The 22,067-nt window shown below is 70.1% G+C and carries 20 protein-coding genes and 2 pseudogenes; 14 read left to right on the forward strand and 8 right to left on the reverse strand.

Features of this window, described 5'->3' with window-relative positions; all coding sequences use genetic code 11:
- Positions 1–190: 190 nt before the first annotated feature.
- Positions 191–937, reverse strand: a complete 747-nt coding sequence (locus OC490_RS08760) for a phosphotransferase family protein (protein ID WP_262057275.1) — start codon at positions 935–937, stop codon at positions 191–193.
- Positions 938–1,204: 267 nt separating this feature from the next.
- Positions 1,205–1,879: a hypothetical protein gene (locus OC490_RS08765; protein WP_262057276.1), complete on the reverse strand. Its 675-nt coding sequence runs from the start codon at positions 1,877–1,879 to the stop codon at positions 1,205–1,207.
- A gap of 522 nt (positions 1,880–2,401) precedes the next feature.
- On the opposite strand from OC490_RS08765, the gene OC490_RS08770 reads away from it, so the two are divergent.
- Positions 2,402–2,662: a hypothetical protein gene (locus OC490_RS08770; protein ID WP_262057277.1), complete on the forward strand. Its 261-nt coding sequence runs from the start codon at positions 2,402–2,404 to the stop codon at positions 2,660–2,662.
- Positions 2,663–2,802: 140 nt separating this feature from the next.
- On the opposite strand, the gene OC490_RS08775 is transcribed toward OC490_RS08770, so the two are convergent.
- A complete protein-coding gene (locus tag OC490_RS08775; RefSeq protein WP_262057278.1) occupies positions 2,803–3,174 on the reverse strand; it encodes a hypothetical protein in 372 nt (123 codons plus the stop codon).
- Positions 3,175–3,274: 100 nt separating this feature from the next.
- On the reverse strand, positions 3,275–3,568 hold the full coding sequence (locus OC490_RS08780; protein WP_262057279.1) for a hypothetical protein: 294 nt from the start codon (positions 3,566–3,568) through the stop codon (positions 3,275–3,277).
- A gap of 48 nt (positions 3,569–3,616) precedes the next feature.
- Here OC490_RS08780 and OC490_RS08785 point away from each other — a divergent pair.
- Positions 3,617–3,892 (forward strand): annotated as a pseudogene (locus tag OC490_RS08785) (IS5/IS1182 family transposase); the annotation flags it as partial.
- Positions 3,893–3,904: 12 nt separating this feature from the next.
- Here OC490_RS08785 and OC490_RS08790 read toward each other — a convergent pair.
- Together OC490_RS08790 and OC490_RS08795 are read right to left on the reverse strand one after the other, a co-directional pair.
- On the reverse strand, positions 3,905–4,399 hold the full coding sequence (locus OC490_RS08790; RefSeq protein WP_262057280.1) for a hypothetical protein: 495 nt from the start codon (positions 4,397–4,399) through the stop codon (positions 3,905–3,907).
- Between the two features lie 61 nt (positions 4,400–4,460).
- On the reverse strand, positions 4,461–5,219 hold the full coding sequence (locus OC490_RS08795) for an ATP-binding protein (protein WP_315986663.1): 759 nt from the start codon (positions 5,217–5,219) through the stop codon (positions 4,461–4,463).
- Between the two features lie 93 nt (positions 5,220–5,312).
- Between OC490_RS08795 and OC490_RS08800 the strand changes: the two genes are divergently transcribed.
- From OC490_RS08800 to OC490_RS08810, 3 genes are all read left to right on the forward strand, one after another.
- Positions 5,313–6,188, forward strand: coding sequence for a helix-turn-helix domain-containing protein (locus OC490_RS08800; RefSeq protein ID WP_262057282.1), 876 nt, complete (start codon positions 5,313–5,315; stop codon positions 6,186–6,188).
- A 1-nt stretch (position 6,189) separates the two neighbouring features.
- Complete coding sequence (locus OC490_RS08805; RefSeq protein WP_033279182.1) at positions 6,190–6,426, forward strand: DUF397 domain-containing protein; 237 nt, start codon at positions 6,190–6,192, stop codon at positions 6,424–6,426.
- Positions 6,427–6,488: 62 nt separating this feature from the next.
- Complete coding sequence (locus OC490_RS08810) at positions 6,489–7,304, forward strand: SAM-dependent methyltransferase (RefSeq protein WP_262057566.1); 816 nt, start codon at positions 6,489–6,491, stop codon at positions 7,302–7,304.
- Positions 7,305–7,444: 140 nt separating this feature from the next.
- On the opposite strand, the gene OC490_RS08815 is transcribed toward OC490_RS08810, so the two are convergent.
- A complete protein-coding gene (locus tag OC490_RS08815; protein WP_262057283.1) occupies positions 7,445–8,344 on the reverse strand; it encodes an NAD-dependent protein deacetylase in 900 nt (299 codons plus the stop codon).
- Positions 8,345–8,553: 209 nt separating this feature from the next.
- Between OC490_RS08815 and OC490_RS08820 the strand changes: the two genes are divergently transcribed.
- The 3 genes from OC490_RS08820 (at position 8,554) to OC490_RS08830 (ending at position 12,922) form a co-directional block, all read left to right on the forward strand.
- Positions 8,554–9,096 carry an EF-hand domain-containing protein gene (locus OC490_RS08820; protein ID WP_262057284.1) on the forward strand — a complete coding sequence of 181 codons (543 nt, stop codon included), beginning with the start codon at positions 8,554–8,556 and terminating at the stop codon, positions 9,094–9,096.
- Positions 9,097–9,302: 206 nt separating this feature from the next.
- Positions 9,303–9,854: a hypothetical protein gene (locus OC490_RS08825; protein ID WP_262057285.1), complete on the forward strand. Its 552-nt coding sequence runs from the start codon at positions 9,303–9,305 to the stop codon at positions 9,852–9,854.
- The gene (locus tag OC490_RS08830) at positions 9,851–12,922 is read left to right on the forward strand and encodes a M48 family metalloprotease (protein WP_262057286.1); all 3,072 of its coding nucleotides are present in this window, start codon (positions 9,851–9,853) and stop codon (positions 12,920–12,922) included. Before OC490_RS08825 ends, OC490_RS08830 begins: the two co-directional genes overlap by 4 nt.
- 13 nt (positions 12,923–12,935) lie before the next feature.
- Here OC490_RS08830 and OC490_RS08835 read toward each other — a convergent pair whose 3' ends face one another.
- A complete protein-coding gene (locus OC490_RS08835; protein ID WP_262057287.1) occupies positions 12,936–13,943 on the reverse strand; it encodes an ArsR/SmtB family transcription factor in 1,008 nt (335 codons plus the stop codon).
- 56 nt (positions 13,944–13,999) lie between these two features.
- Here OC490_RS08835 and OC490_RS08840 point away from each other — a divergent pair, with 56 nt between their 5' ends.
- The 6 genes and pseudogenes from OC490_RS08840 to OC490_RS08865 all read left to right on the forward strand — a co-directional run.
- Entirely contained in the window at positions 14,000–14,173 is a 174-nt protein-coding gene (locus OC490_RS08840) for a hypothetical protein (RefSeq protein ID WP_262057288.1), read from the forward strand.
- Between the two features lie 2 nt (positions 14,174–14,175).
- Positions 14,176–15,387 (forward strand): MFS transporter, encoded by a 1,212-nt coding sequence (locus tag OC490_RS08845; protein ID WP_262057289.1) that lies wholly within the window; start codon positions 14,176–14,178, stop codon positions 15,385–15,387.
- A gap of 198 nt (positions 15,388–15,585) precedes the next feature.
- Positions 15,586–17,814 carry an NEW3 domain-containing protein gene (locus tag OC490_RS08850; RefSeq protein WP_262057290.1) on the forward strand — a complete coding sequence of 743 codons (2,229 nt, stop codon included), beginning with the start codon at positions 15,586–15,588 and terminating at the stop codon, positions 17,812–17,814.
- Between the two features lie 110 nt (positions 17,815–17,924).
- Positions 17,925–18,353: a hypothetical protein gene (locus OC490_RS08855; RefSeq protein WP_262057291.1), complete on the forward strand. Its 429-nt coding sequence runs from the start codon at positions 17,925–17,927 to the stop codon at positions 18,351–18,353.
- 624 nt (positions 18,354–18,977) lie between these two features.
- Positions 18,978–21,314 carry a glycosyl hydrolase family 95 catalytic domain-containing protein gene (locus OC490_RS08860; RefSeq protein WP_262057567.1) on the forward strand — a complete coding sequence of 779 codons (2,337 nt, stop codon included), beginning with the start codon at positions 18,978–18,980 and terminating at the stop codon, positions 21,312–21,314.
- A 386-nt stretch (positions 21,315–21,700) separates the two neighbouring features.
- Positions 21,701–21,952, forward strand: a pseudogene (locus tag OC490_RS08865) (IS5/IS1182 family transposase); the annotation flags it as partial.
- Positions 21,953–22,067: the final 115 nt, after the last annotated feature.

Raw genomic sequence — 22,067 nt, forward strand, 5'->3', positions numbered from 1 at the left:
GCGACACGAGTCCGTCGGCCTACGCGTCGATGGACGGGCTGCGCGCGGTAGTTGGCGAAGGTTCACCGCCACTCCGCCGAACCAAGGCTGTCGGCCTCGCGCTCGGACGAACCGGCCGAGGAGGTCCCGGAGTTCCTCACGTGTGATCGTCGCCATCGGGCACCTTCCGCCGGGCCGGGCCCGCGCTGCCTCACATCCGGGATCTCAGTACGTCGACCTCGCAGCCCGGCGCGAACGGGTCGAAGCCGTGTTCGCTCAGCCAGCGAACCACCAGCAGGCTGCGCAACGACCACCACGCGCGGATCACGCCGAGGTCGACGTCGGTGCCGTAGCCGGCGAGGACGTCGTCGAGGTGATCCTCGTGCCCGAGCGTGAAGGTGGCGAGGTCGTACAGGGGATCGCCCCGGCCCGCCTCGGACCAGTCGATGATGCCGGTGACCTCGTCGTCGTCGACGAAGACGTGCGCGATCTGCAGGTCGCCGTGCGTGAACGCGGGAGTCCAGGGCCGAAGCGCGGCCTCTGCCACCTGGCGGTTGCGGGTGACCAGGTCGGTGGGCAGGACGCCGTTCGTCACGAGCGACTCGCACTCGGTGTCGAGTTCCGCTGTCAGCGCGTCGATGCTTCGTCCGGCTCCGCCGGGCCGGGTCGGCAGGGGCGCGTCGTGCAGTTTCCGGATGGCGGCGCCCGCCGCGGCCCACTCCGCCGGCGACCCGGTCGACGGCCCGCCGAGGCGCCCGAGTGTCGTCCCCGGGAGTGCGGCGAGCGCGAGCACGTGCGGTTTGTGCCACAGGACCTGTGGGGTCGGGACCGGCGCGAGGGACAGCGCCTCGACCTCGTTGTCGATGCGCGCCTGATCGGCGTCCACCTTCAGGAACACGTCGCCGACGCGCAGGGTGGCGCGCTCGGAATGGGCGACGACGACTTCGACCTCATCCATGGGCGACCAGTATCCCGGGGACGATCGCCGACGTCGCCGGGTTTGTCGCACGCGACGGCGCGGTCGGCGTTCGGTGAGGGCTCACGCGAAGGCGACGGGCTTGGCCTGGACGAGCTTGGTCCTGGCGATCGGCCTGCCGAACTGCTGCCCGGACGTGCACCTCGGGCTCATCACCCGGGCCGAGTACCTTGCTCCTCGTATCGCCCGCTTCTTCGGACACCCGTCCGACCGGACCGAATCCGCCGCACGAGGGAAACGAGCTGACGCCTACCAGCCCATCAGCGGCTCGCCGAGAGCCAGGCCGGTGGCGGCGAGCCACTCGTCCTGCACGTCCCGGTTCTTGGTCCCGATGGAGAGGTAGACACCGTGCGTTCCCGGCGCCGGTTCTGAACTCTGGGAGGTCCAGACGCTGTTGAGACACAGTTGGACACCGCACAGCTTGCTGTGGGGCAGTCCGCGCAGCGCTGCGTCCCAGCCCACGTCGAAGGACAGCGGACCGACGTCCGCGACCAGGACGTCGATGTCGGCTTCCCTGCAGGTCTCCTCCAAGCGCGAGAGCACGAGCGGCGGCCAGGCATCCCGCCACGGTTCCAGACATATCTCCGGAGGAAGCGGCCAAAGCCCCTCAAGCTCGGGTATCAGCTCCACCTCCACCTCGTACGGGCTCTCCCCACGCGGCACGCCCAGCGCGTGCAGCCGCGTCCAGAAGTCCTCCAGGCCCGTCTCCGGGAAGCGCCTACCGGCCCGAGTCGTGAACCGGCCCGCGCGAAAGAAGGTGAGCGCGTGAGCGTACTGCTCCGCCGTGACGACCTGGCCGATCTCGGGAATGTCCGGGTCGTCCGCCCAGTCGGCGAAGTCCCTCAGGAGTTCACGGGCACGACGCAGAGCGCTCTCCGCGTCCGGCAGCGGTTCCAAAACCTCGTACAGCAACGACATCCCCACGGGCGGCCTCCGCGGGCAGACTAACGGCAACCGAGCAGCCCGATCACCTCGTTTTGACGCGACCGTCGACCCGCGGCCGGGTGCAGCCCGTCGACGGAGACCAGCAGGACGTGTCGGGTGCCGGACTCATCGGAGTCGCGCCTTGTCCATCGGAGACGGACGCGCTGAGACGTGCGAGCAGGTGGCCGCGTGGTCCGGGTGGAAGGAGCGGCGACGGCAAGTGTCGCGGGCCCGGTTGCCGGGCGGCTTCTGGACTCCGCTGGAAGGAGTCCCGTAGGTTCCCCGGTGATCTCGCCCGGTGGGAGGCGAACGCGATGGAACAGGCTCGGGATCGAGAATTCGCGCAGGCGGCGGCGCGGATGCGGCGGCGGCTGATGGCCCATCCGACCGAAGGGCGCTGGCAGGAACTGCGGTACTGGGATCCCTTGCCCAGCGCCCGCGAGCTCACCGACTCGATGGGCAACGGTCGCTGGGAGGACCGCAGTTGGCCCAGCGTACCGCCAGCCCGCCAATCCCCGCGAGGTGGCGGGACTGGTGGAGATCGCCGCCGACGAACCGTTCGGCGGCTACGCCTGGGACGGCGACCAACGGTGGACGCCCGAAGCGGTGCGACTGTGGTGGGCCGGACGTGAGTCGGTCCGCGCCTGGTCAGCCGAGGAACTCGACGACCGCCCGAACGAGAAGGACGACGGCCTGGAGGACTACCTGCGCGGCTACCTGTTCTGGCTGATCGAGAACCGCGAGCCCCGCACCGACGAGGAACTCCCCACGCTGAGCCTGTAACGGACTGGTGAGTCCGCGGGACGATGCTGACCACATCGAGAGGGTCCGCGCGATGGTCGGCGTCCGGCTGTTCGGCGGCTGCCGCGTCGACGGGATCCGCCGGCTCAGCCCGACCTGGGCGAGGGCTACTGCGGCTACGACTACGACTTCTTCGCCAAGTGCCCCCACCGGCGGGCCTGCGCACGCTGCCCGGCGAATGTGATGCCGATCCCCGCAGCTCCGTACAGGACGAACAGCGCGCCCTCGCGCCTCAGGCTCCGGCGCTTCACTTCCTGGGCGAACTTCAGCTGGTCGTACGTGCTCGTGCCGGTCGAGCGGCCGGTGGCGGTGTCGTAGGAGAGCGCGCAGCGGTCGCCCTCGTGCATGTGCCCCGGGGCACTCTCGCCCTCGGCGTCCATATGGAGCCCCGGGCAGTCAGGGGCGCCGTAGGCCGCGCCGGCTCTCAACAGCGACAAGGCCCCCCACAGCAGCGGCAACAGGAACAGCACGAGTAACACGCCTCGGAATCTCATCGAGTCACCCTACGAGTCGTCCCACAACACTGGGCCTGTCCCCAGCGCCTTCCGAACTGCCGGCTCACACCCCTTCGCGCCGGGGTCCGCAGGAAGGTGCTCAGTCCAGAGCAGCGATCACCGCCTCGGACACCATTACTCCCGCCTCCTGGATCCGCTGCCGCATGTCCCCTTCGTACAGCCAGGCGCAGGCCTCGATGGCCGGGTGGAGTTCGGCGAGGATCAACGCCGCACGCTTCGGTACGTGGGCGGCTCCCCTCCATGCCGTCCCGCAGCGGTCGATCTCCTCCTCCAGCTTGAGGAGCGCTTGCCCATCGAACCCCTCGTTCATACGCAGTGGGGCCACGAAGCGATCGGCCGCCTCTTCCAGACGACTGACCAAGTCTGTCTCCATGTGTGCCTCCCTCTCGGGCAGTTCGCAGCGCGGGGGCACGATCTTCTCGTGGTTGGCGTGATCACGGCGCCGCAGCCGTCCCGGACAGGCCCGTTCACCGGGCTGAACCCGCGCTGCTTCGGCAAGGTGGTGAACGCCCTGCGCATCGACCGCCTCGCACCCCTGCTCGCCCTCTGGCCGCGCCGACGGTTCCGCGAGGACAGCGTGCTCGTCGTGGACGGCACCTTGGTCCCCGCACGTGACCATGCGGTGGCCGAGCAGTCGAAAGCCCACCGGTACTCCACCGGTCACCGGGTCGTCATCGCCGTATCGCCGCGACCTGCCGGATGCGGCTGGTCAGTTCGCCGTGTCCAGGGACCAGAGCGGAGTGCTGCCGGCGACGCGGCAGGTGAGGAAGTACAAGGGTATCGGCGGCGTGTAGGGCTGCCCGGTCGCGGGGGAATGGATCAGACGGGGATGCTCCAGGCCCGGTTTCGGGCGGGTGCTCGTCCAGGAGGGGTCGGCCATCTGGGCGCCGACCGCGTAGCTGATGGACGGTGGCCAGATGACGCCGATGTGCGAACCGGCCGGCACGATCCACCACCAGCGCCGGGCGTCGGCGAAGATGCAGCCGACGCGCTGCAGCCGGTCCAGGATGCGTTCCCCGTGTTCCCGGGGCATGCCTACGGCGTCGTATCCGAGGCTCGCGCGTAACCGCGCGGGGATCACCAGGCGTCCGGAGCGGGTGCGGTCGTGCGTCGACGGCACGGCGGGATTCGGGGGCGGGGCGAGGTGGTGAGCCGACGGCTCGGAGGGGGACGGGATCGGGTCGCGGCTGCGCGGTCGGTACATGGGGGGGGGGACCCTTCGGCCGGGTGTGGGGATGGGCCGGGCGGGGAAGCAGGAGCGGGCGTCAGGGCGGGAAGGATTCGTCGGCGTCCGTGGCCAGTTCGGCCCATACGATCCGCCCGGACCGGTGTGGGACGTCCGCCGTTCCCCAGTCGCTGCTGAGCACGGAGACGAGCAGGAGACCGCGCCCGCCCTGGTCGTCGGGGCCGGGCCGACCGGGTACCGGGAGTGTGGAACCGCGACTCTGGTCCTCGACCTCGATCCGGAGGACTCCGTCCGCGCTCCGCACCTCGCAGACGATCCAGTCGCTCGCGGAGTGCGTGAGCGCGTTGGTGACGAGTTCGGAAGTCACGACGACAGCGTTGTCCCGGACGTCTTCGCGGACGCCCCACGCGATGAGCAGTTCGTCCACGGTTCTGCGGGCCAGACCGGCCGACGCCGGGGTCGCCGGCAGGCCGAACAGATGGCTGTGGCGGGGGTGTTGGTTCCCGGAGGCGAGCCGGCCGGGGCCTTGGGGCCCAGGGAGTCGGCCAGGACGCCCGCCTCCGGGAGGTCGATCCAACGGCTGGGGGAAAGAGGGCGGAACCATCGCCGTACGCCTTTCGTGTGCCTTCGCACCCTGGGCGGTGCCGGTGTCGGGCCGGCCGGCCGCGCACGAGGCGCGGATGGCGACCCGGCCGGGCCAACGCAGGTCGCAACCCTTTTCCCCCAACTGGGCTGCGCCGTCTCGCTCTTCGACGAGCTGTGACGACGTGCTTACTGTGACACCTGCCAACAACGCATCGCAACCGGCAAGTTGAAAATTGCACGTCGCGAAGTGCATGCTGCTTCCGCCAGGAAGTGATCGAAAAAGTCTGTGAAGAGCGAAACCCTGCCAGACTGCCGCCCGGAGCTGGAGGCGCAAGGGAGGTAGACCGTGACCGCAGAGACCGACTGGGGCGGAGTCCCCTCCGTCCTGCGCATGATCCTCGGCCGCCAGCTGGAGGAACTGCGGACCCGGGCAGGCCTCACGTACGAGCAGGCGGGCGAGGCCATCGGTGTCAGCCACTCCACGATCCGCCGGATGGAGGCCGCCAAGGTGGCCCGGCTGCGCCTGGCGGATGCGGAAAAGCTGCTGCAGGTCTACGGGGTGACGGACCGTCAGGAGATCGACACCTTCCTGAAGTCGGTCCGCGAGGCCAGCAAGCGCGGCTGGTGGCACACGTACCGCGACGTCATGCCGGACTGGTTCGCCGCGTATCTGAGCCTGGAGCAGGCAGCGTTGCAGGTCCGCGCCTACGAGAACGAGTTCGTCCACGGGCTGCTGCAGACCGAGGAGTACGCGCGGGCCCTGCTCGGCGCGGGCAACCCGCACGCCCCCACCGAGGCCACGGAGCGCCGGGTCGCCCTACGCATGCGCCGCCAGGAACTGCTGACCCGCGAGGCGCCGCCGCGGGTGTGGGTCGTGATGGACGAGACGGTGCTGAGGTGGCCGGTCGGGGGTGCCGCGGTGATGCGCGCCCAGGTCGCCCACTTGATCGAGGTCAACCGGCTGCCCCATGTGACTCTGCAGATCATGCCGTTCGCCAACGGCCCGCACCCCGCCATGCGGGCCGGGGCGTTCCACCTCTTCCGGTTCCGGGCACCCGAACTGCCCGACGTCGTCTATCTCAACGGCCTGGTGGGCGCTGTCTACCTGGACAAGGGCGACGACGTCGTGGTGTACCGCGAGGCCCTGGACCGGCTGGGCGCGCAGGCGGCGCCCGCCCGCAAGACCGAGGCCCTCCTCGGTGCGATTCGCAAGGAGCTCTGACGTGCACCACCCCATACGCAACGGCATACCGTCCCGAAACCTGGGCGCACGCGGCTGGACCAAGCCGTGGAGCGACGACGCCGGGGGCGCCTGCGTGGAAGTGAAGAAGCTCGCCGACGGACGCGTCGCCGTACGTCAGTCGACCGACCCCGACGGACCGGCGCTGGTTTTCACACCCCGCGAGATGACGAGCTTCGTCACGGGCGTGAAGGCGGGGGACGCCGACTTCCTCCTGTGAACCCCCCTTGTTTTACTGAGCGTTCATCCCGAAACTCCACAACTCGCATGGGAGACACGGCGTTGCCCGACAACGGATGGCCGGCCGACCGCATCGACACCGAGCACGCGCACTCCGCGCGGATCTACGACTACATCATGGGCGGGAAGGACTACTACCCCGCCGACAAGGAGGCGGGCGACGCCATGTCCCGGGAGTGGCCCGCGCTCCCGATCCACATGCGCGCCAACCGGGACTGGATGAACCGGGCCGTGCGCTGGCTCGCCGAGGAGGCGGGCGTACGCCAGTTCCTGGACGTCGGCACCGGCATCCCCACCTCCCCGAACCTGCACGAGATCGCCCAGCAGGTGGCTCCCGAGTCACGGGTGGTCTATGTCGACAACGACCCCATCGTCCTCACCCTGTCCCAGGGTCTGCTCTCCAGTACGGCCGAGGGCAGGACGTCGTACATCGAGGCCGACTTCCGTGAGCCGTCCACGATCCTCGACGCGCCGGAGCTGCGAGAGACCCTGGACCTCTCCCGGCCGGTGGCGCTGACCGTGATCGCCATCGTGCACTTCATGCTCGACGCGGACGACGCGGTGGGCGTCGTACGGCGCCTGCTGGAGCCGCTCCCCTCGGGCAGTTACCTCGCGATGTCGATCGGCACCGCCGAGTTCGCGCCGCAGGAGGTGGGACGCGTCGCCCGCGAGTACGCGGCCCGCGACATGCCGATGCGGCTGCGCACCATCGACGAGGCCCACGAGTTCTTCGACGGGCTGGAGCTGGTCGAACCCGGCATCGTCCAGGTCCACAAGTGGCACCCGGACGGTACGGGCGAGCAGAACATACGCGACGAGGACATCGCGATGTACGGGGCGGTCGCGCGCAAGCCGTGAACCTCTCGGTGCCGGGGCCGGCCGTACAGCCGTTCCCGGCACACCGGCCCCAACTGCGAGGCCCGTGACCGAGATCCCGCACGTCGACGTCGATCCCGGTGAACCCGGCTCCGTTCCAGGCCGTCGTCCAGCCCTGTTCCTCAGTCCGCCGGCCCGCCGACCGGGATGCCGAGTCGGTCGGCGACGGCCGTCAGGGCCGTACCCAGCGGCAGCGCGACCCGGGCGCGGGCGTGCGGGTCGCCCCGGGTGGGGTCCCGGTTGACGATCAGCACCGGCTTGCCCTCCTGCGACGCCTGACGGACGAACCGCAGCCCGGACATCACCGTCAGCGACGAGCCGAGGACCAGCAGCGCGGTCGACTCGCGGACCAGCCGTCGGCAGTGCTCGACGCGCTGCGGTGGAACCGTCTCGCCGAAGAACACCACGTCCGGTTTGAGGACGCCGCCGCAGTCGGCGCACGGCACGACGCCGAAGTCCCCGACCTGCGCGTCGGTGAGGTCCGCGTCACCGTCCGGGTTGATCCCGGCGGCGACCGGGTCGAAGCCCGGGTTCTCCGCCTCCAGGCGCCGGGCGAGTTCGCGGCGCGGGCTGAGGGCGCGGCAGGAGAGGCAGACGACCCGGTCCAGGCTGCCGTGGAGTTCCACGACGCCCTCGCTGCCGGCGGCCTGGTGCAGGCCGTCGACGTTCTGGGTGATCACGCCCGAGACGCGGGCGTCCCGGGCGAAGGCGGCCACCGCCAGGTGTCCCGCGTTGGGGCGGGCCCGCCCGAAGGTGCGCCAACCCAGGTGGCTGCGCGCCCAGTACCGGCGCCGCGCGTGCGCGCTGCCGGTGAAGTCCTGGTAGGTCATCGGGGTGTGCCGGCTCAGGCTCCCGCCCTCGCCCCGGTAGTCGGGGATGCCCGACTCCGTGGAGATGCCCGCGCCGCTGAGCACCAGCACACCGCCGGCACTCAGCGCGTCGACGACCGGCTCCAGGTCGGTGGTGCCCGGCAGCAGGTCCGCCGCCGCGGGGGTCCAGCTCAGGGTGGGGCGCATGCGCATGGAGCCAGGGTACGGAATCGGCGGCGGCTCCCGGCGGGCATGAACGGTTGCCGGGGCACGGTCCACCATCCGCCGCCGACAAACCGGCGCCCGGCGCACCGGGCGGGCTCGTGGGCGCGCGGACACCCGTCGCGGTGAGCGCGAGCGCCGTTGCGGGGCGGCCGGCGGCGGAAAGCATGTCCTCAGTACTGCGAGTGAGGAGACATGTGATGTCCAGCGAGTTCCAGCGGGCCAAGCTCCGGGCCATGTTCGAGGCGTTCGACGCGGACGGCAACGGCTATCTGGAGGAGGCGGACTTCGTGTCCCTGGCGGACCGCTGGGGCCGGCTGCCGCGCGTGAGAGAGGGATCGGAACTGGCCGCGCGCGTGGACGGCGTGCTGAAGGGCTGGTGGCAGCAGCTGGCGGAGAGCGTGGACACGGACCGGGACGGCCGGATCGACCTGGACGACCTCCTCGCCATGGTGGACCTGCTGCCGACCATCCCCGAGGCCGTCACCGCCACCGCCGACACCATCTTCGACGCGGTCGACGAGAACGCCGACGGGCGCATCTCGCGCGGCGAGCACCAGCGTCTCGTCGACACCTGGCACGGGCGGCCCGTGGAGACCGGCGGCGCCTTCGACCGGCTCGACCACGACGCCGACGGCTACCTCAGCCGCCCCGAGTTCGCCGCGCTGTGGACCCAGTTCTGGATCAGCGACGATCCTGCCGAACCCGGCAACCTGATGTGCGGCCCGATCGGCGCCGGGTGAGACACCGACGGCGACTTCCCGGACGCTAACGGGGCCGGCGGGAATCCCCTACATCACCGCGATGCACATCACCACCTATTTGCTGATATTCACGGCACTTCGGCGCAATTCCCCTAGTGTCAGGCGCCGTAGGAGCTGAGCAGACGATCCGTGTCAGGGACGCGTCTGCGGGGTCTCGTGGTGACTGACTCTGGTCTGGGGGCGGCGTGAAGACATCGCGTCATGTGTACGACTCCGAAGCGGTGGACGTGGCGGAAGCGGCACGGGGAATGCTCGATCGGGCCGCCGCTGTGGCACCCGAACGGGTCGCCGCCGAACGCCGGGCGTTCGACATGCTGTGCGCGGCCTACTTCACTGATCCGCAGCAGGCGCTGGCGCCCAGCACCGAGGCGCGCGGAAGCGGGCCTCTTGGGTTCGGTGGGCCGGAGGCGGAGCAGTTGCTGACCCCCGTGTTCCTGGCTGCGGCGTCCGCTGTGGGGGCGTATCTGGGCGACAAGGCGGTCGGCGCGTCACGGGGTGTGATCCGCAGGATGTTCGCCCGCCCGACCGCCGAAGGCTCCGCGGAGGAGGGAGCGCGGGATGCCGGTTCGGCGGGAGAACCGACCGAGGTGGTGCGGCTGGATCCCGAGCAGTGGCGCGAGGTACGGCGGATCGTGCTGCGCACGCTGGTTCGCCACGGTGGGATGCCGCAGGACAGAGCAGAGCTCATGGCCGCGGCGGTGGTGGGCGACGGGCTGGCCGGGGAGCCGCCGCAGTGACCGAACGTGCAGGGGTCTTCGAAGACATGACTCCTCGCGCGGTCCCGCCCGGTCCCGCCACGGTGCCGGGGCGACTGCTGCGGGCCAGAACGGACCTGCGGTTCGCGCTCCTGGTGGGCGCGGTGCTGGCGTCCAGTGTCGTGGCGTTCAGTGTGGTGTGCGCCGCGTTGCCGTCCTCCGAGCGCCTTTCCCGGGTCCAGGTCCGTCCCTGCTTGGCCCGGATCGATCCGGCGACCGCCTGGATCATGGAGCAGAGTGACCGTCTGAACGCACAGATCACGATGGCCAACGCGTGCGAGCGGCCGTACTTCCTGCACGAGGCCGGGTGCATCGCGACCGGGCTCATGGTCGAAGCGGCTGTCGCCGTCCTTCTGTACGCGGTCCACCCCTGGTGGCCGCGGCTCATGCGGCGGCCGACCTCGCGCGTCGGGTCCGGCCCGCGGTGGCGCCGGGCCGGGAGCGTTCGTCTGCCGCGATGGTCCAGGAAGGTCCGGCTGACCGGGGACGAGAACGCCGACGTACTGGAGGAACTGGATTCCCTGGCCCGCGCGACCGGGCTGTCCCGGCTTCCCCTCTGGCTGGTCGATCCCTACGCGCCCAGGACGGGCGGCCGGGCGTACGGTCTGCCGGGACGTCCCCGGATCTGTCTCGACGTAGGACTGCTGGTCCGCTACGACCTGGACCGGGACGGCTTCCGCGCCGTCGTGAGACACGAACTGGCCCACCATCGCCATCGCGATGTCGGCCGCACCTATCTGACGGTCGCGCTCTGGTGGTCCTTCGTCGCGACGGCGCTCATACCCTGCGTGCTGCTGTCCGTGTATCCCCGCGCGCTGCTGGAGGCCGGAGGCGCGGGCGGCCTGCCGGGCACCATGTCCCCGGGCGGCGCGGAGAAGCCGGCGTACCGGCTGGTCGCCCTCGTGGTGCTGAGTGTCACTGCCTACCTGGCCAGGAACATGATCCTGCGTGCACGGGAACTGCACGCCGACGCGGTCGCCCACTCCTGGGACTCCACCCGGAGCTCCCTCCCCCGGATGGTCGCCGCCCTGCCCCGGCCGCGTACGCGTGCGGCGTGGCGGTGGGTTCCGGCCGCATGGCTGCGCTGGGCAGCTCCTACCGGAACTCATCCCAGTCCCGGTCAGCGGGTGGCGGCGATGCTCGATCCCGTACGGCTGCTGCGCACCGGTGCCTGGGAGATGGCCGGAATCGGACTCCTGGCCGGCCTGGCCCTCCACAATCTCGCGTTGCTGACGGGGAATGTCACGGGGCGCTTCGTCACGGTGGGCCTGACGCTGCTCGCGCTGCCCGTCGGTGTCGTCGTCACGTCGACGCTGGCCTCGGCACTGGTCGCAACGGCGGGCCGCCGCACGCCTGTTGCCCCGGAGGCGGCCCGTTCCCGGTGGGACGTCGTCGTCCTGCCGGCCGCGCTCACGGGCGGCATGGTGTGCAGCGGGAAGATCTCGCTGGGAACGGCCGACCTGACGGCGGTCGAACCGTCCCTCGGCCAGTACGCGCTGATCGGTCTCGTCCAGCTGGCGATCCTGCTCCCGCTCGCACTGTGGACGCGGTCGGTGCACCGCCGGGTTTCCCCGGAGGAGTCGGCCGTGACACGTGGGCTGCGCCCACGCGCGATCGTCGCCACCGCCGGAGCCGTCTGGGGACCGCTTCTTGCCCTGTGGTACAGCCGCCGGCTGGACCCGGCCGACCTCACGAGGACGCCCCTGCACGCGGTACCGGCCGTGGGCCGGACGATCGGCTGGTACACCGCTCTCACCGGCGGCCTCGGCGACGCCTACTTCTACGTCCCACTCGTCCTCGTCCGCGCCACCCCCTTCCTGCCCGTCGGACTCGTCCTCGTCTGGGCGGTCCCGCTGCTGCTGGCCCGCCGACGGCGCGGGTCCCTCGCCTCGGCCGAAGGCGTCGGGAGAGCTCTGGCGGTCGGCGCGGTCGCGGGCCTCGCGGCGGTCGCGGCCGGGATCGCCCTGCCCTATGCCGCCCGGGGCGCGCTGCCGCCCGAGGTCCGCCGGATCGCCGACCCGTCGGCCGCCCTCGGGACCCTGCCGTTCTCCGTCGTGCGCGCAAGCACGTACCTGGCGGTCACTGCCCTGCTCCAGGCGGCAGCGGCGGCCGGGACCGCTCTCGTCTGCCGTGGGCGGCGGCCCGTGCTGGTTCCGCTGGCCGTGACCGTGACCGCGGTCCTGGGCACTCTGGGCTTCTACGTCAGCCGGGGGACATCCCTGTGCGTCGCCGTCACCGGCGTCGCTCCGGACGCCTGCCGCGCGAGGGTGTTCCTGCCCGATGCCGACGCCGCCTTCCATCTGCACGAAGTCGTCGCCTGGGGAGTGGTCGCCGCGGTACCCGCCGGACTGCTCGGCGCCGCGGTCGCGGCACTGTCCGGACACCGTCGACGGCCGTCGGACGGCGGGGCGGACACGGCACGCGGGGACACCCGCCGCCCGGCGTTCCTGCCGCCGATGCTGGGGCTCCTGGCGGTGCTTCCTCTCGTGGGCGCGGCTGCGGGGGTCCCACAGGACTACCTCGTCTGGCGACCTGCCGCCCCCGTGGTGGTCGCACAGTCCCCGATGAACCGTCAGGACACCTCAGGTTCGTCCGGCCGGAGCAACGACCCCTGTCTCCTCGGAAGTTGGCGTGCGTTCCCGGCCCGGCAACGTGTGCGCATCGACGGAAGCAGCGTGTGGCTGACCGGTGAGGGCGGCACCTGGACGTTCCGGCCCGACGGCACCCTGATCATCGACCACGGCAAGGGCGTCTCGGAGACGGCAACTCTCCACGGCCGCCCCGTGGTTCTTCGAACAAGCGGCAGCGTCACCACCCGGTACCGCACGGCAAACGGCAAGATCGGTTACTACGGTTCAGCTCTACGCCGCCCCGGCGAGCTCAGTCTCCGCGTGGGCGAGACCTACGTCGTCCGCGAAAAACGCACCGCGTCCTTCTCCCCCGATCGCTACCGCTGCGGAGGCAGAGCCGTTCGTCTGACGCCCGCGTCTCCAACCACCGACTTCCCCTACGAGTTGACACTCACCCGGCTGCCCTCGGAACGGAACTGACCACGGCCGAACCTCAACTGCCTTGGGTTCGCGGTCCGGTCGCGGTGGTCGTGAGTCGGTCGCCGAGTGTGCTTCTCCGGTACAGCACATGCCGTCCGTCACGTGTCCGGGTGACCAGTCCTGTGGCGTGCAGGACACGCAGGTGCTGGGAGACGGCGCTCGGGGTGACCCTGAGACGGCGGGCGAGTTCTACGGTGGGCAGCGGCTCTTCCAGGAGGCCGAGCAGTCTCGCTCGGGATGAACCGAGCAGGGACACCAGGGCGGTTGTGTCGACGGTCGGTATCTCCGAGCCCCACAGCGTGGCCACCCCCCGGCTGGGATAGGCGAGGCTCGGCGGCTCGTCAGGGCTCACGGGTGGCGCGGGCTTGTGTGCGAACACGGACGGCAGGAGCAGCAGCCCCCGGCCGGATGCCGCAACCCGGTGCCTGCCGATCATCTTGTGGATGTACAGCTCCCCGCCCTGCCAGCGCAGGTTCGGGTGCATGTCGGCGAACAGCAGTCGGGCGCCCCCCAGGGCGAGTTGGCGGGCTCGGTAGGTCATGTCGGCTTCCAGCACCAGCCGCATCTGCGGCCACACCGGCTCGATGGCCACCTCCCAGTACTGCCTCAGGAGATCGCAGATGGCGTCGCGGAGTGCGGCGACAGGTGCGTCTTCGGCGGCGGTGGCGTCGCGGAGCGCCTCGGGAAGAGGGTCGGGCGCGTGCGCGAGCAGCAGGTCGTGGCGGACCCGGGCGCAGGACGCCTGACGGACGACGAGGAGTTCTTCTTCGAAGGCCGGCGCGAAGCTCGCGGGATTCGGGGTCAGGAAGTCGGGGAGGGTACGCCGCTGGGCGACCAAGGACATCAGCAGACCGGTGTCGAGCGCGCCGAGTCTGCCGAGTACGGACCTGCGCCAGGGCAGATGCAGCGCCGACAGGCCCGGATCCTGCAGCACCCGCAGGCTGCACAGGGTTTCGTGCAGTGGCGACAGGGCGAAGCGGGTGTCCGCGAGGTCCTCGACGCCGAGCACAAAGCTGATCATTAAGCCATACGCTACATCGATTGGCGACGCACCGTCGATGGCGTGGACTTCCTCCCATGACACCCACAACTCATGTGCGGCGGACGGCCGTTGTCACCGGTGCTGCCCGCGGTATCGGCGCCGCGTTCGGACCGCCGACGGCCGCACGTACCGCCTCCTTCCTCGTCGGTCCCGGGGCGGGGTTCGTGTCCAGACAAGTCATCCGCGTCGCGGGCGGGCCGGTGGACTGAGGATGAGCCGCCGGATGGTCCTGATCCTGGCTGTCACCTGCGCCGTGGCAGTGGGCAACATCTACTTTCCGCAGGCCATCGGTCCGCTGATCGCCGCCGGGCTGCACGTGTCGCCCGATTCGGCCGCTGCGGTGGTGACCGCCACACAAGTCGGCTACACGGCCGGGATGGTCCTGCTGGTGCCGCTCGGCGACCGGCTCCCGCACCGCTCGTTCCTCGTCGTCCTCTTCGCCCTGACCGGACTGGCACTGCTCGCGGCGGGTTGCGCACCGGCCCTGCCGGCCCTCATCGCCGCCGGCACCCTCGTCGGCCTGACCACCGTGGGCGCCCAGATCGTCGGCCCCCTGGCGGCTGGTCTCGTGGCCGCCGACCGCCAAGGAGCGGTGATCGGCACCCTGTTGAGCGGATCGACCGGCGGCATGCTGCTGGCCCGCACCTTCAGCGGCACGCTCGGTGAGTGGCTGGGCTGGCGGGCCCCCTATCTGGTCGCCGCGGTCCTGGCCCTGGTCCTCGCCACCGTCCTGGCGTTCGCGGTGCCGACCACGACCCCGTCCTCCCGCCAGCCGTACACAGCGCTCCTGGCCGAGCCGCTGCGCCTGCTGCGCACCGAGCCGGAGCTGCGCCGCTCGTGCTTCTACCAGGCAACCGTCTTCGCCGGGTTCTCCGCGGTCTGGACCTGCCTGGCTCTCCTGCTCGCCGGACCGGCCTACCGGCTGGGTGCCCCGGCGGTGGGAATGATCGCCCTGGTCGGCGCCGCGACCATGGTCTGCACCCCGCTCGCCGGCCGTCTCGTGGACCGCTACGGCCCCGATCCGGTGAACCTGGTCTGCCTGCTCGCCGTCCTCGTCTCGGCCGCGATCCTCACCATGGGTACCCGGGGCGGCACGCTGGGCCTGGCCGCCCTGACACTCGGCACACTGCTCCTCGACACCGCGATGCAGTCCGGCATGGTCGCCAATCAAGTCCGCGTCTACGCCGTGTGCGTCGAGGCCCGCAGCAGGCTCAACACCGCCTACATGACCTGCGCCTACCTGGGCGGCAGCGCAGGTTCCTGGCTCGGGCTCCGCGTCTGGAGCCGGGCCGGCTGGTGGGGCGTGTGCGTGCTCGTCGCACTGCTTGCGGCACTCGCGGCCCTGAGGGCGAACCGTGTGCCACGTCGTCGGCGATCGGGGCGGACCTGGGACTGCCCGACTGCAGAAACCCGGCCATCGTGAGGCGCCTCTCAATGATTCATCGGATGAATGTGTTGACGTAGCAGTGGATCGCGCATAGAACATGTGCGGTTCGACCGGTAAGGACAAGGCAAGTTGCCGCTGGCCATTCTGAGGAGCCGTTCGATGTATGCGAGATTGATCAGATGTCTGCTGCCTCTACTGCTCTTACTCGGGCTTGCGGCGGGAACGTCGCCCGCGGTGGCCGGGCCCGCATCCGTGGCCCCGCCGGACGCAGCCACCCCCATCTCGTCCACACCGCCCATGGGCTGGAGCAGTTGGAGCGCGCTGCGCGAAGGCAGCGGCCTGACCCAGGACGGGATCAAGGCTCAGGCGCGGGTCATGCACGACAAGCTGCGGCGCTACGGCTACCGCTACATCAACATCGACGCCGGCTGGTCCGACCACCTGGACGCATACGGGCGGAACGCCTGGGACACCACCCGTTTTCCCGACGGAATCCCCGCCCTCGCCGCGTATCTGCACCGCCTGGGGCTCAAGTTCGGCATCTACCTCACGCCGGGCATCCCGATCGAGGCGTATCAGAAGAACCTGCCGGTCCAGGGCACCGCGTACCACATGCAGGACATCGCGGACCCGACACAGCCCGGCAACACCCACAACGACTCCTACCGCATCGACTTCGGCAAGCCTGGTGCGGAGGAGTACGTGCAGGGCTACGCCGACCTGTTCGCCTCCTGGGGCGTCGACTACATCAAGATGGACTTCGTCGGCCCCGGCGGCGGCCTCGTCCCCGCCGACAACCGCCCCGAGATGCGGGTGTGGCACCAGGCGATCGTCGCCACCGGCCGTCCGATGCACCTGGAACTTTCCAACTCACTCAGCATCGCCGACGCCGCCACCTGGCAGGCCACCAGCAACGGCTGGCGTACCGGCGGCGACATCGAGTGCTATTGCGGCGTGAACGGATCCAGTACCCCGTTGACCAGTTGGCAACGGATGTCGGCCCGGTTCGACCAGGTCGCGGCCTGGCAACCGTTCGGCGGCTCCGGCGCGTTCAACGACTACGACTCGATCGAGGTCGGCAACGGCAGCGACGGCGGGCTGACCCCCGACGAGCGGCAGACCCAGCTGAGCCTGTGGTCGCTGGCCTCCTCCCCCTTGCTCCTGGGCACGGACCTGACGAGGCTCGACTCCGCCGATCTGAGGCTGCTGGCGAATCGTGACGTGATCGCCGTGGACCAGGACACCGTCAATGCCAGTCGGGTGAGCAGGAGCGCGACCACGCAGGTCTTCGCGAAAACGGAGCCGAACGGCGAGGTGATCCTGGGGCTGTTCAACACCGGGTCCGTAGCACAGACCGTATCCATCGCCGCGGACACAGCCGGCCTGCCCCCGTCCTCCTCGTACCGCCTCGACAACCTGTGGACGCACGAGGTCACCCGGTCCTCCGGCGCCACCGTCGCCGCCTCGGTCCCCGTCCACGGCGTGGCACTGTTCCGGGTACGTCCGTGGGCCGAAGGCAAGGCGCCGGGACGCCCGCAGACCGGCCTCACCGTGACCGCCCCCGGCACCCTGGGGACCGGTCAACAGACCACCGCCAACGCGGACTTCACCAACTGGGGCACCGTCGCCGCGACCGGAGTCCACGTGGCCCTGCCCGTCCCGAAGGGCTGGACAGCCACCCCCGTCTCGCCCACCTCCTTCGCCTCCGTCGCACCCGGCGCGACCGTCCGCGCCACTTACCGTGTTACGCCACCGGCGTCCATCAACCAGCTCTTCCCGACGGTCCGGCTCGACGCCTTCGCCCACTTCCGCTGGAACACCGGCACCGGGGCACGGGCCAAAGGCTCGGCCGGCGGCCACACGTCCGTTCTGCTCGACGAGCCCGTCCAGGCCCCGTTTCAGACCTTTTCCTCTTCGCCGGAGCCCGCGAACTTCTCACAGGTCGGTTCAGCCCTCGGCATTCGCGCGGCCGGCGCCGATGTCTACGGACCGAAGAACGAATACGGCGCGCTCTATGTCCCCGGCGCGGAACACGACGGCTCCGTCACGACGGTTCGTGTCACCTGGCAGCGGTACCAGAACTCCGGGGCCAAGACGGGAATCATGGTGCGCAACGACATCACCGGCGCGAGCAACTCGCCCGGCTTCGTGACCGTGGGAGTCAGCGCGAAGAAGGGCTACTTCATGCAGTGGGACGCCGACGGCGACGGGCGGCTCGACGCCGGCACCGCGCCCAACGGCTCCGGCGTCGGCAAGCCCGTCCTGCCCAGTTGGATCCGGCTGGTCCGCTCTGGCACCACCTTCGTCGGCTACTACTCGACTGACAGCACCAGTTGGACCCGACTGAGTACCGCGAACGTTCCCTCCGCCGCCCCTACCCAGGACGTAGGCCTCTTCGGCACCGCCGCCAACCCGGGCTACCCGAGCGAAGACGATTTCACCGACTTCACGACCAGCGGCTGACGGCCGGTATGTGCTGTCGTGGGAGACAGCAGGCTCCGACTTCGCTCCCTGGCCGGCACCGGCCGGTATGAGTGATCTCGTGTTCATGGGGTGTCCTTTTCGGTGCGGGAATGGAGGTTGATCTTGGCGGCCGTCGCCTGCGGCCCGGTGTCATCGAAGTACAGGTGGTCGCGGCAGTCGAAGGCCGACAGGGCCCGGTCCCGGACGTCGGGATCACGGACGGCGGCGTCGAAGATTCCGCCGCACCGGATCAGGTCGGCGACGAACCGACGTACGCCTTCGCGGGCCTCGGCCCAGCCGCCGTTCCCGCCGTACGGGGTGATCGTGCCGCCGACGACACGGATGCCGCGGGCGTGGTGGCGAGCCGGTCGGGCCGGCGGTGGTTCGCGCTCGCCGTCGATCCGTACCCGTCGGTGACCGGGTCGCCCGGCGCGACGACGCTGCCCGTGGTCCTGGAGCTGACCATGTCGACGGCGGGCAGTCAGTACCAGGAACCGGTGGTCGCGGCGTATGCGGTGCCGACCTGCCCCGCTGTCTGATCACCGTCCGGGGCGAGGAACGAGGCCTGCAGGGCGGCGCGGTGCTACGTCGCCGGGCCACGCGGGGCCGAGCCGTGGGGCTCGTACAGGCTGCCCAGCAGGTTGGCGTCCGAGGGCACCCGTACGCGGACCGCCTCGCTCACGGCATCCCGGCCGGCCGGGATGCCGTGAGGGATGCGGCGCCGTGCCGAGCCGGTTGGAGACGCGGATGCGGGCCGCGCGGCCCGCCGACGCCGGTGTGGATCACGTTGCGCACCGACTGGCCGACAGGTTGGTGGTGGTCGCGCATGTGGCGGCCTCCCACGTGCCGGTTCAGCAGGGTCGGCCGGTGGCGGGTCCGGCGCAGCCGTGCTCGCGGGAAGCGGCAGGAGGGCCGCTGTCTGTGCTCCCAGGAGAGTGCGGAGCAAGTGCCGGAACGTGAACGCACGTAACCGCAATACATCGGAGGAGTGAAGGACTCGGGGTGGGGGTTGCAGATGTGTACACCGCTTCCCAAATAGCCGAAAATGGCTGTTCTTTCGGCATGGAAGCCCCTCGGTTGCGGTCATTGACAGGCATGCGGGACATGCCTAGGTTCCTCAATACACCCGATGTATAAAGGACTGTCAGTTCTGGAGGACGATGATGACCTCGCAGCCGGGAAAGCACTCACCGCTGCCTCGCAGAGTCTTACTCGGCACCGCGTTGGGGGGAGCTGCGGCCGCGGCCCTGCCCGCTGGGACGGCCCACGCCGACGAGCTTGTACGGGCGGAGGGGGTGGCCGACGTTGTTCCGCCGGCCCGGGCCCGCAGAAGCCCCTGGAGACTCCGCGACACCATGCGTACCGACGGTGCCTGGGAAGAATTTCTGCGGGGCCAGGATCTGTTGTGGAGCAGACTGCCCACCCTCTGGCACGAGGGCCCGTTCCTGGGGGACGGCCTGCTCGGCAGCATGGTGTACCAGGAGCCGGGCGCCAACCAGCTCCGCTTCACCGTCCAGCACGGCCGGGTCCAGGACCATCGGCCCGAGTTCGGCAGCGGCTGGGGCACCTGTCGCCTGCCGGTCGGCCACCTCACACTCGAACCGGTCGGCACCATCACCTCAGTCGACTGGCGGCTGAGCCTGTGGAACGCCGAGCTCACCGGTACCGTCACCACCACCGCGGGCACGCTCACCCTCTCCGCTCTCATCCACGACGAGGTGTTCGCCGCCCGTGTGACGGCCGGCGGCGATGAACGGGTCACCTGGACGTTCCACCCCGAGGAAGCGCTCAGCCCCCGACGCATCAGCGAAGCTCCGCCCGCGGGCTACACCGCCAACCCGCCCTGGACCACCCGGACTTCCGCCGACGGCACCGAGCAGGTGCTCCAGCCCCTCACCGGAGGCCAGACCGCCACCGCCTATCGCCGCACCGGCCACGACCTGCTGCTCAGCGTCGGACACAGCTCGCCCTCCGACACCGCCGCGGCGACCGCCTCGTTGCGCAATCTCCGGCGCGCGGTCTCGTACACCGCCCTCAGGCGGCGCCACACCCAGTGGTGGCACGCGTTCTACCGCAAGAGTTTCGTCTCGTTCCCCGACCAGCGACTGCAGAGCTTCCACTGGATCCAGCTCTACAAGGTCGCCTCCGCCAGCCGCGCCGACGGCCCCGTCATGGCCACCTCCGGGCCATGGCTGGAACCCACGCCCTGGCCCGCGGTCTGGTGGAACCTCAACGTTCAGTTGGAGTACTGGCTCATCCACGGCTTCAACCACCCTGAGCTGGACTCGCTCGCCACCACGCTGCGCCAGAACCAGGAACAGCTCGCCGCCAACGTGCCCACCGCCTACCGGGCGGACAGCTCCGGCATCGGCCGCAGCTCCGACATGTTCGCCAACCGCGAAGTGGGCCGACCGGGAACAGGCGCCGAGACCGGCGACCTCACCTGGGCGCTGCACAACGTGTGGCTGTCCTACCGGCACTCCATGGACAAGGCACTCCTGCGCGACACGATCTATCCCGTGCTGCGCCGGGCGATCAACTACTACCTGCACTTCCTCGCCCCGGGCGGCGACGGCAGACTCCACCTGCCGAGCACGCTCTCGCCCGAATACCCCGTCGTGCCGCCGCAGGACACGAACTACGACCTGGCTCTGATCCGATGGGGCTGCCAGACGCTCATCGAGTCCGCCGAACTGCTCGCAGTCGACGACGAGTTGATCCCACAGTGGCAGGGGGTGCTGGCCAGGCTCACGCCGTACCCGGTCGACGACAACGGCTTCATGATCGGCGCCGACACCCCGTACGCACAGTCCCACCGGCACTACTCGCACCTGCTGATGGTGTATCCGCTGTATCTCGTGAACTGGGACCAGCCCGGCAGCCGCGACCTGATCGCGAAGTCGGTGACCCACTGGCACGCGCTGACCGGCGCTCACCGCGGCTACAGCTACACCGGGGCCGCTTCCATGTACGCGATGACCGGTGACGGAGACACCGCGATCACGTACCTGCGGAAGTTCTTCGATCCCACCACGCGCTACCCCTGCCGTGCCAACACGCACTACACCGAGGCCGGGCCGGTCATCGAGACGCCGCTGTCCGCCTCGCAGTCCCTGCACGACATGTTCTGCCAGAGCTGGGGCGGCGTGATCCGCGTCTTCCCGGCCGTCCCGTCCTCCTGGGCGGACGTGACCCTGCACGACTTCCGCACCCAGGGCGCCTTCTTGGTCAGCGCCGTCCGAAAGGCCGGGGTGACCCGGTTCATCAGGATCAGAAGCCTGGCGGGCGAACCGCTCAAGCTCCGGCACGGCCTCACCGGGGCCCTCACCGTGCTCCTGGACGACGGCACTCCCGCCCACACCCACGATCTGGGCGACGGCACCCTCGCCATCGACCTTCCCCGGGGCCGTGAGGTGCTGGTTCACGCCGGTTCCCGTCCCGATCTCGTCATCGCGCCCGTCGCCGTCAGTGAACCGGGGTCGCCCTGGGGTCTGCCGTAGCGAAGCCGGAGGACATGGCCGTGTCGTCGAGTGTCAGGCGGCCCACCCGGCCGGCCCCGGCCTCGACGACACGCTCTCTCACATCGCCGGTGAGGGCCTGTACCGCACCCCTGAGCGGCCCGGCAGAACAATGCGTCAAACGATGTCTCCTTCATCGGAGCACGAGAAAATGAGAGTGGAGGAACTGTGAGCGACCATTTCCTTGGAATCTCTTGGTGATCGAGCGATGATCGGTCGCGGCGACGGACCCGCGAGGGCAGTTCGCCGTCGGGGGGCTGAGTAGTACCTCACGCGCTCGGCCGAGAATTGACAGTTTGTTACTCGCAACCATTGGGTTCTCTGCCAGGTCTGGCCGAAACGGTAGAAACGTGACAGGACACGCGCCCGGTGTCTTCGCAGGGCTGGAGCAGATCGTGTTGGCGACCAACGACCGTATCGTGGGCCTGGACCTGGCCGACATCACCGTCGACGGGCAGATCACCAATGCGCTTTGCGGTGGCGAGGTCGCCGGGAAATCACCGATCGACCGAGGAAAACTCGGGATCAAGTGGTCGCGGATGACCGACGGACGCGGGATCCCGCTGGGCTGTGTCGTGACCGGCGCGAACCGGCACGACTACCCGTTCCTGCGCCCGACGCAAGGGAACGGGTGAGTCGTCGAGGGCAACGCCGGCGACGGCGACGGCTTCCAACAGCCCCACCGTCGCCAAGAGCAGCAACCCGTCGACCTACAGCGGCCACAACCAGAGCGCA

Source organism: Streptomyces sp. STR69, from assembly GCF_024519455.1.
Lineage (GTDB): Bacteria > Actinomycetota > Actinomycetes > Streptomycetales > Streptomycetaceae > Streptomyces.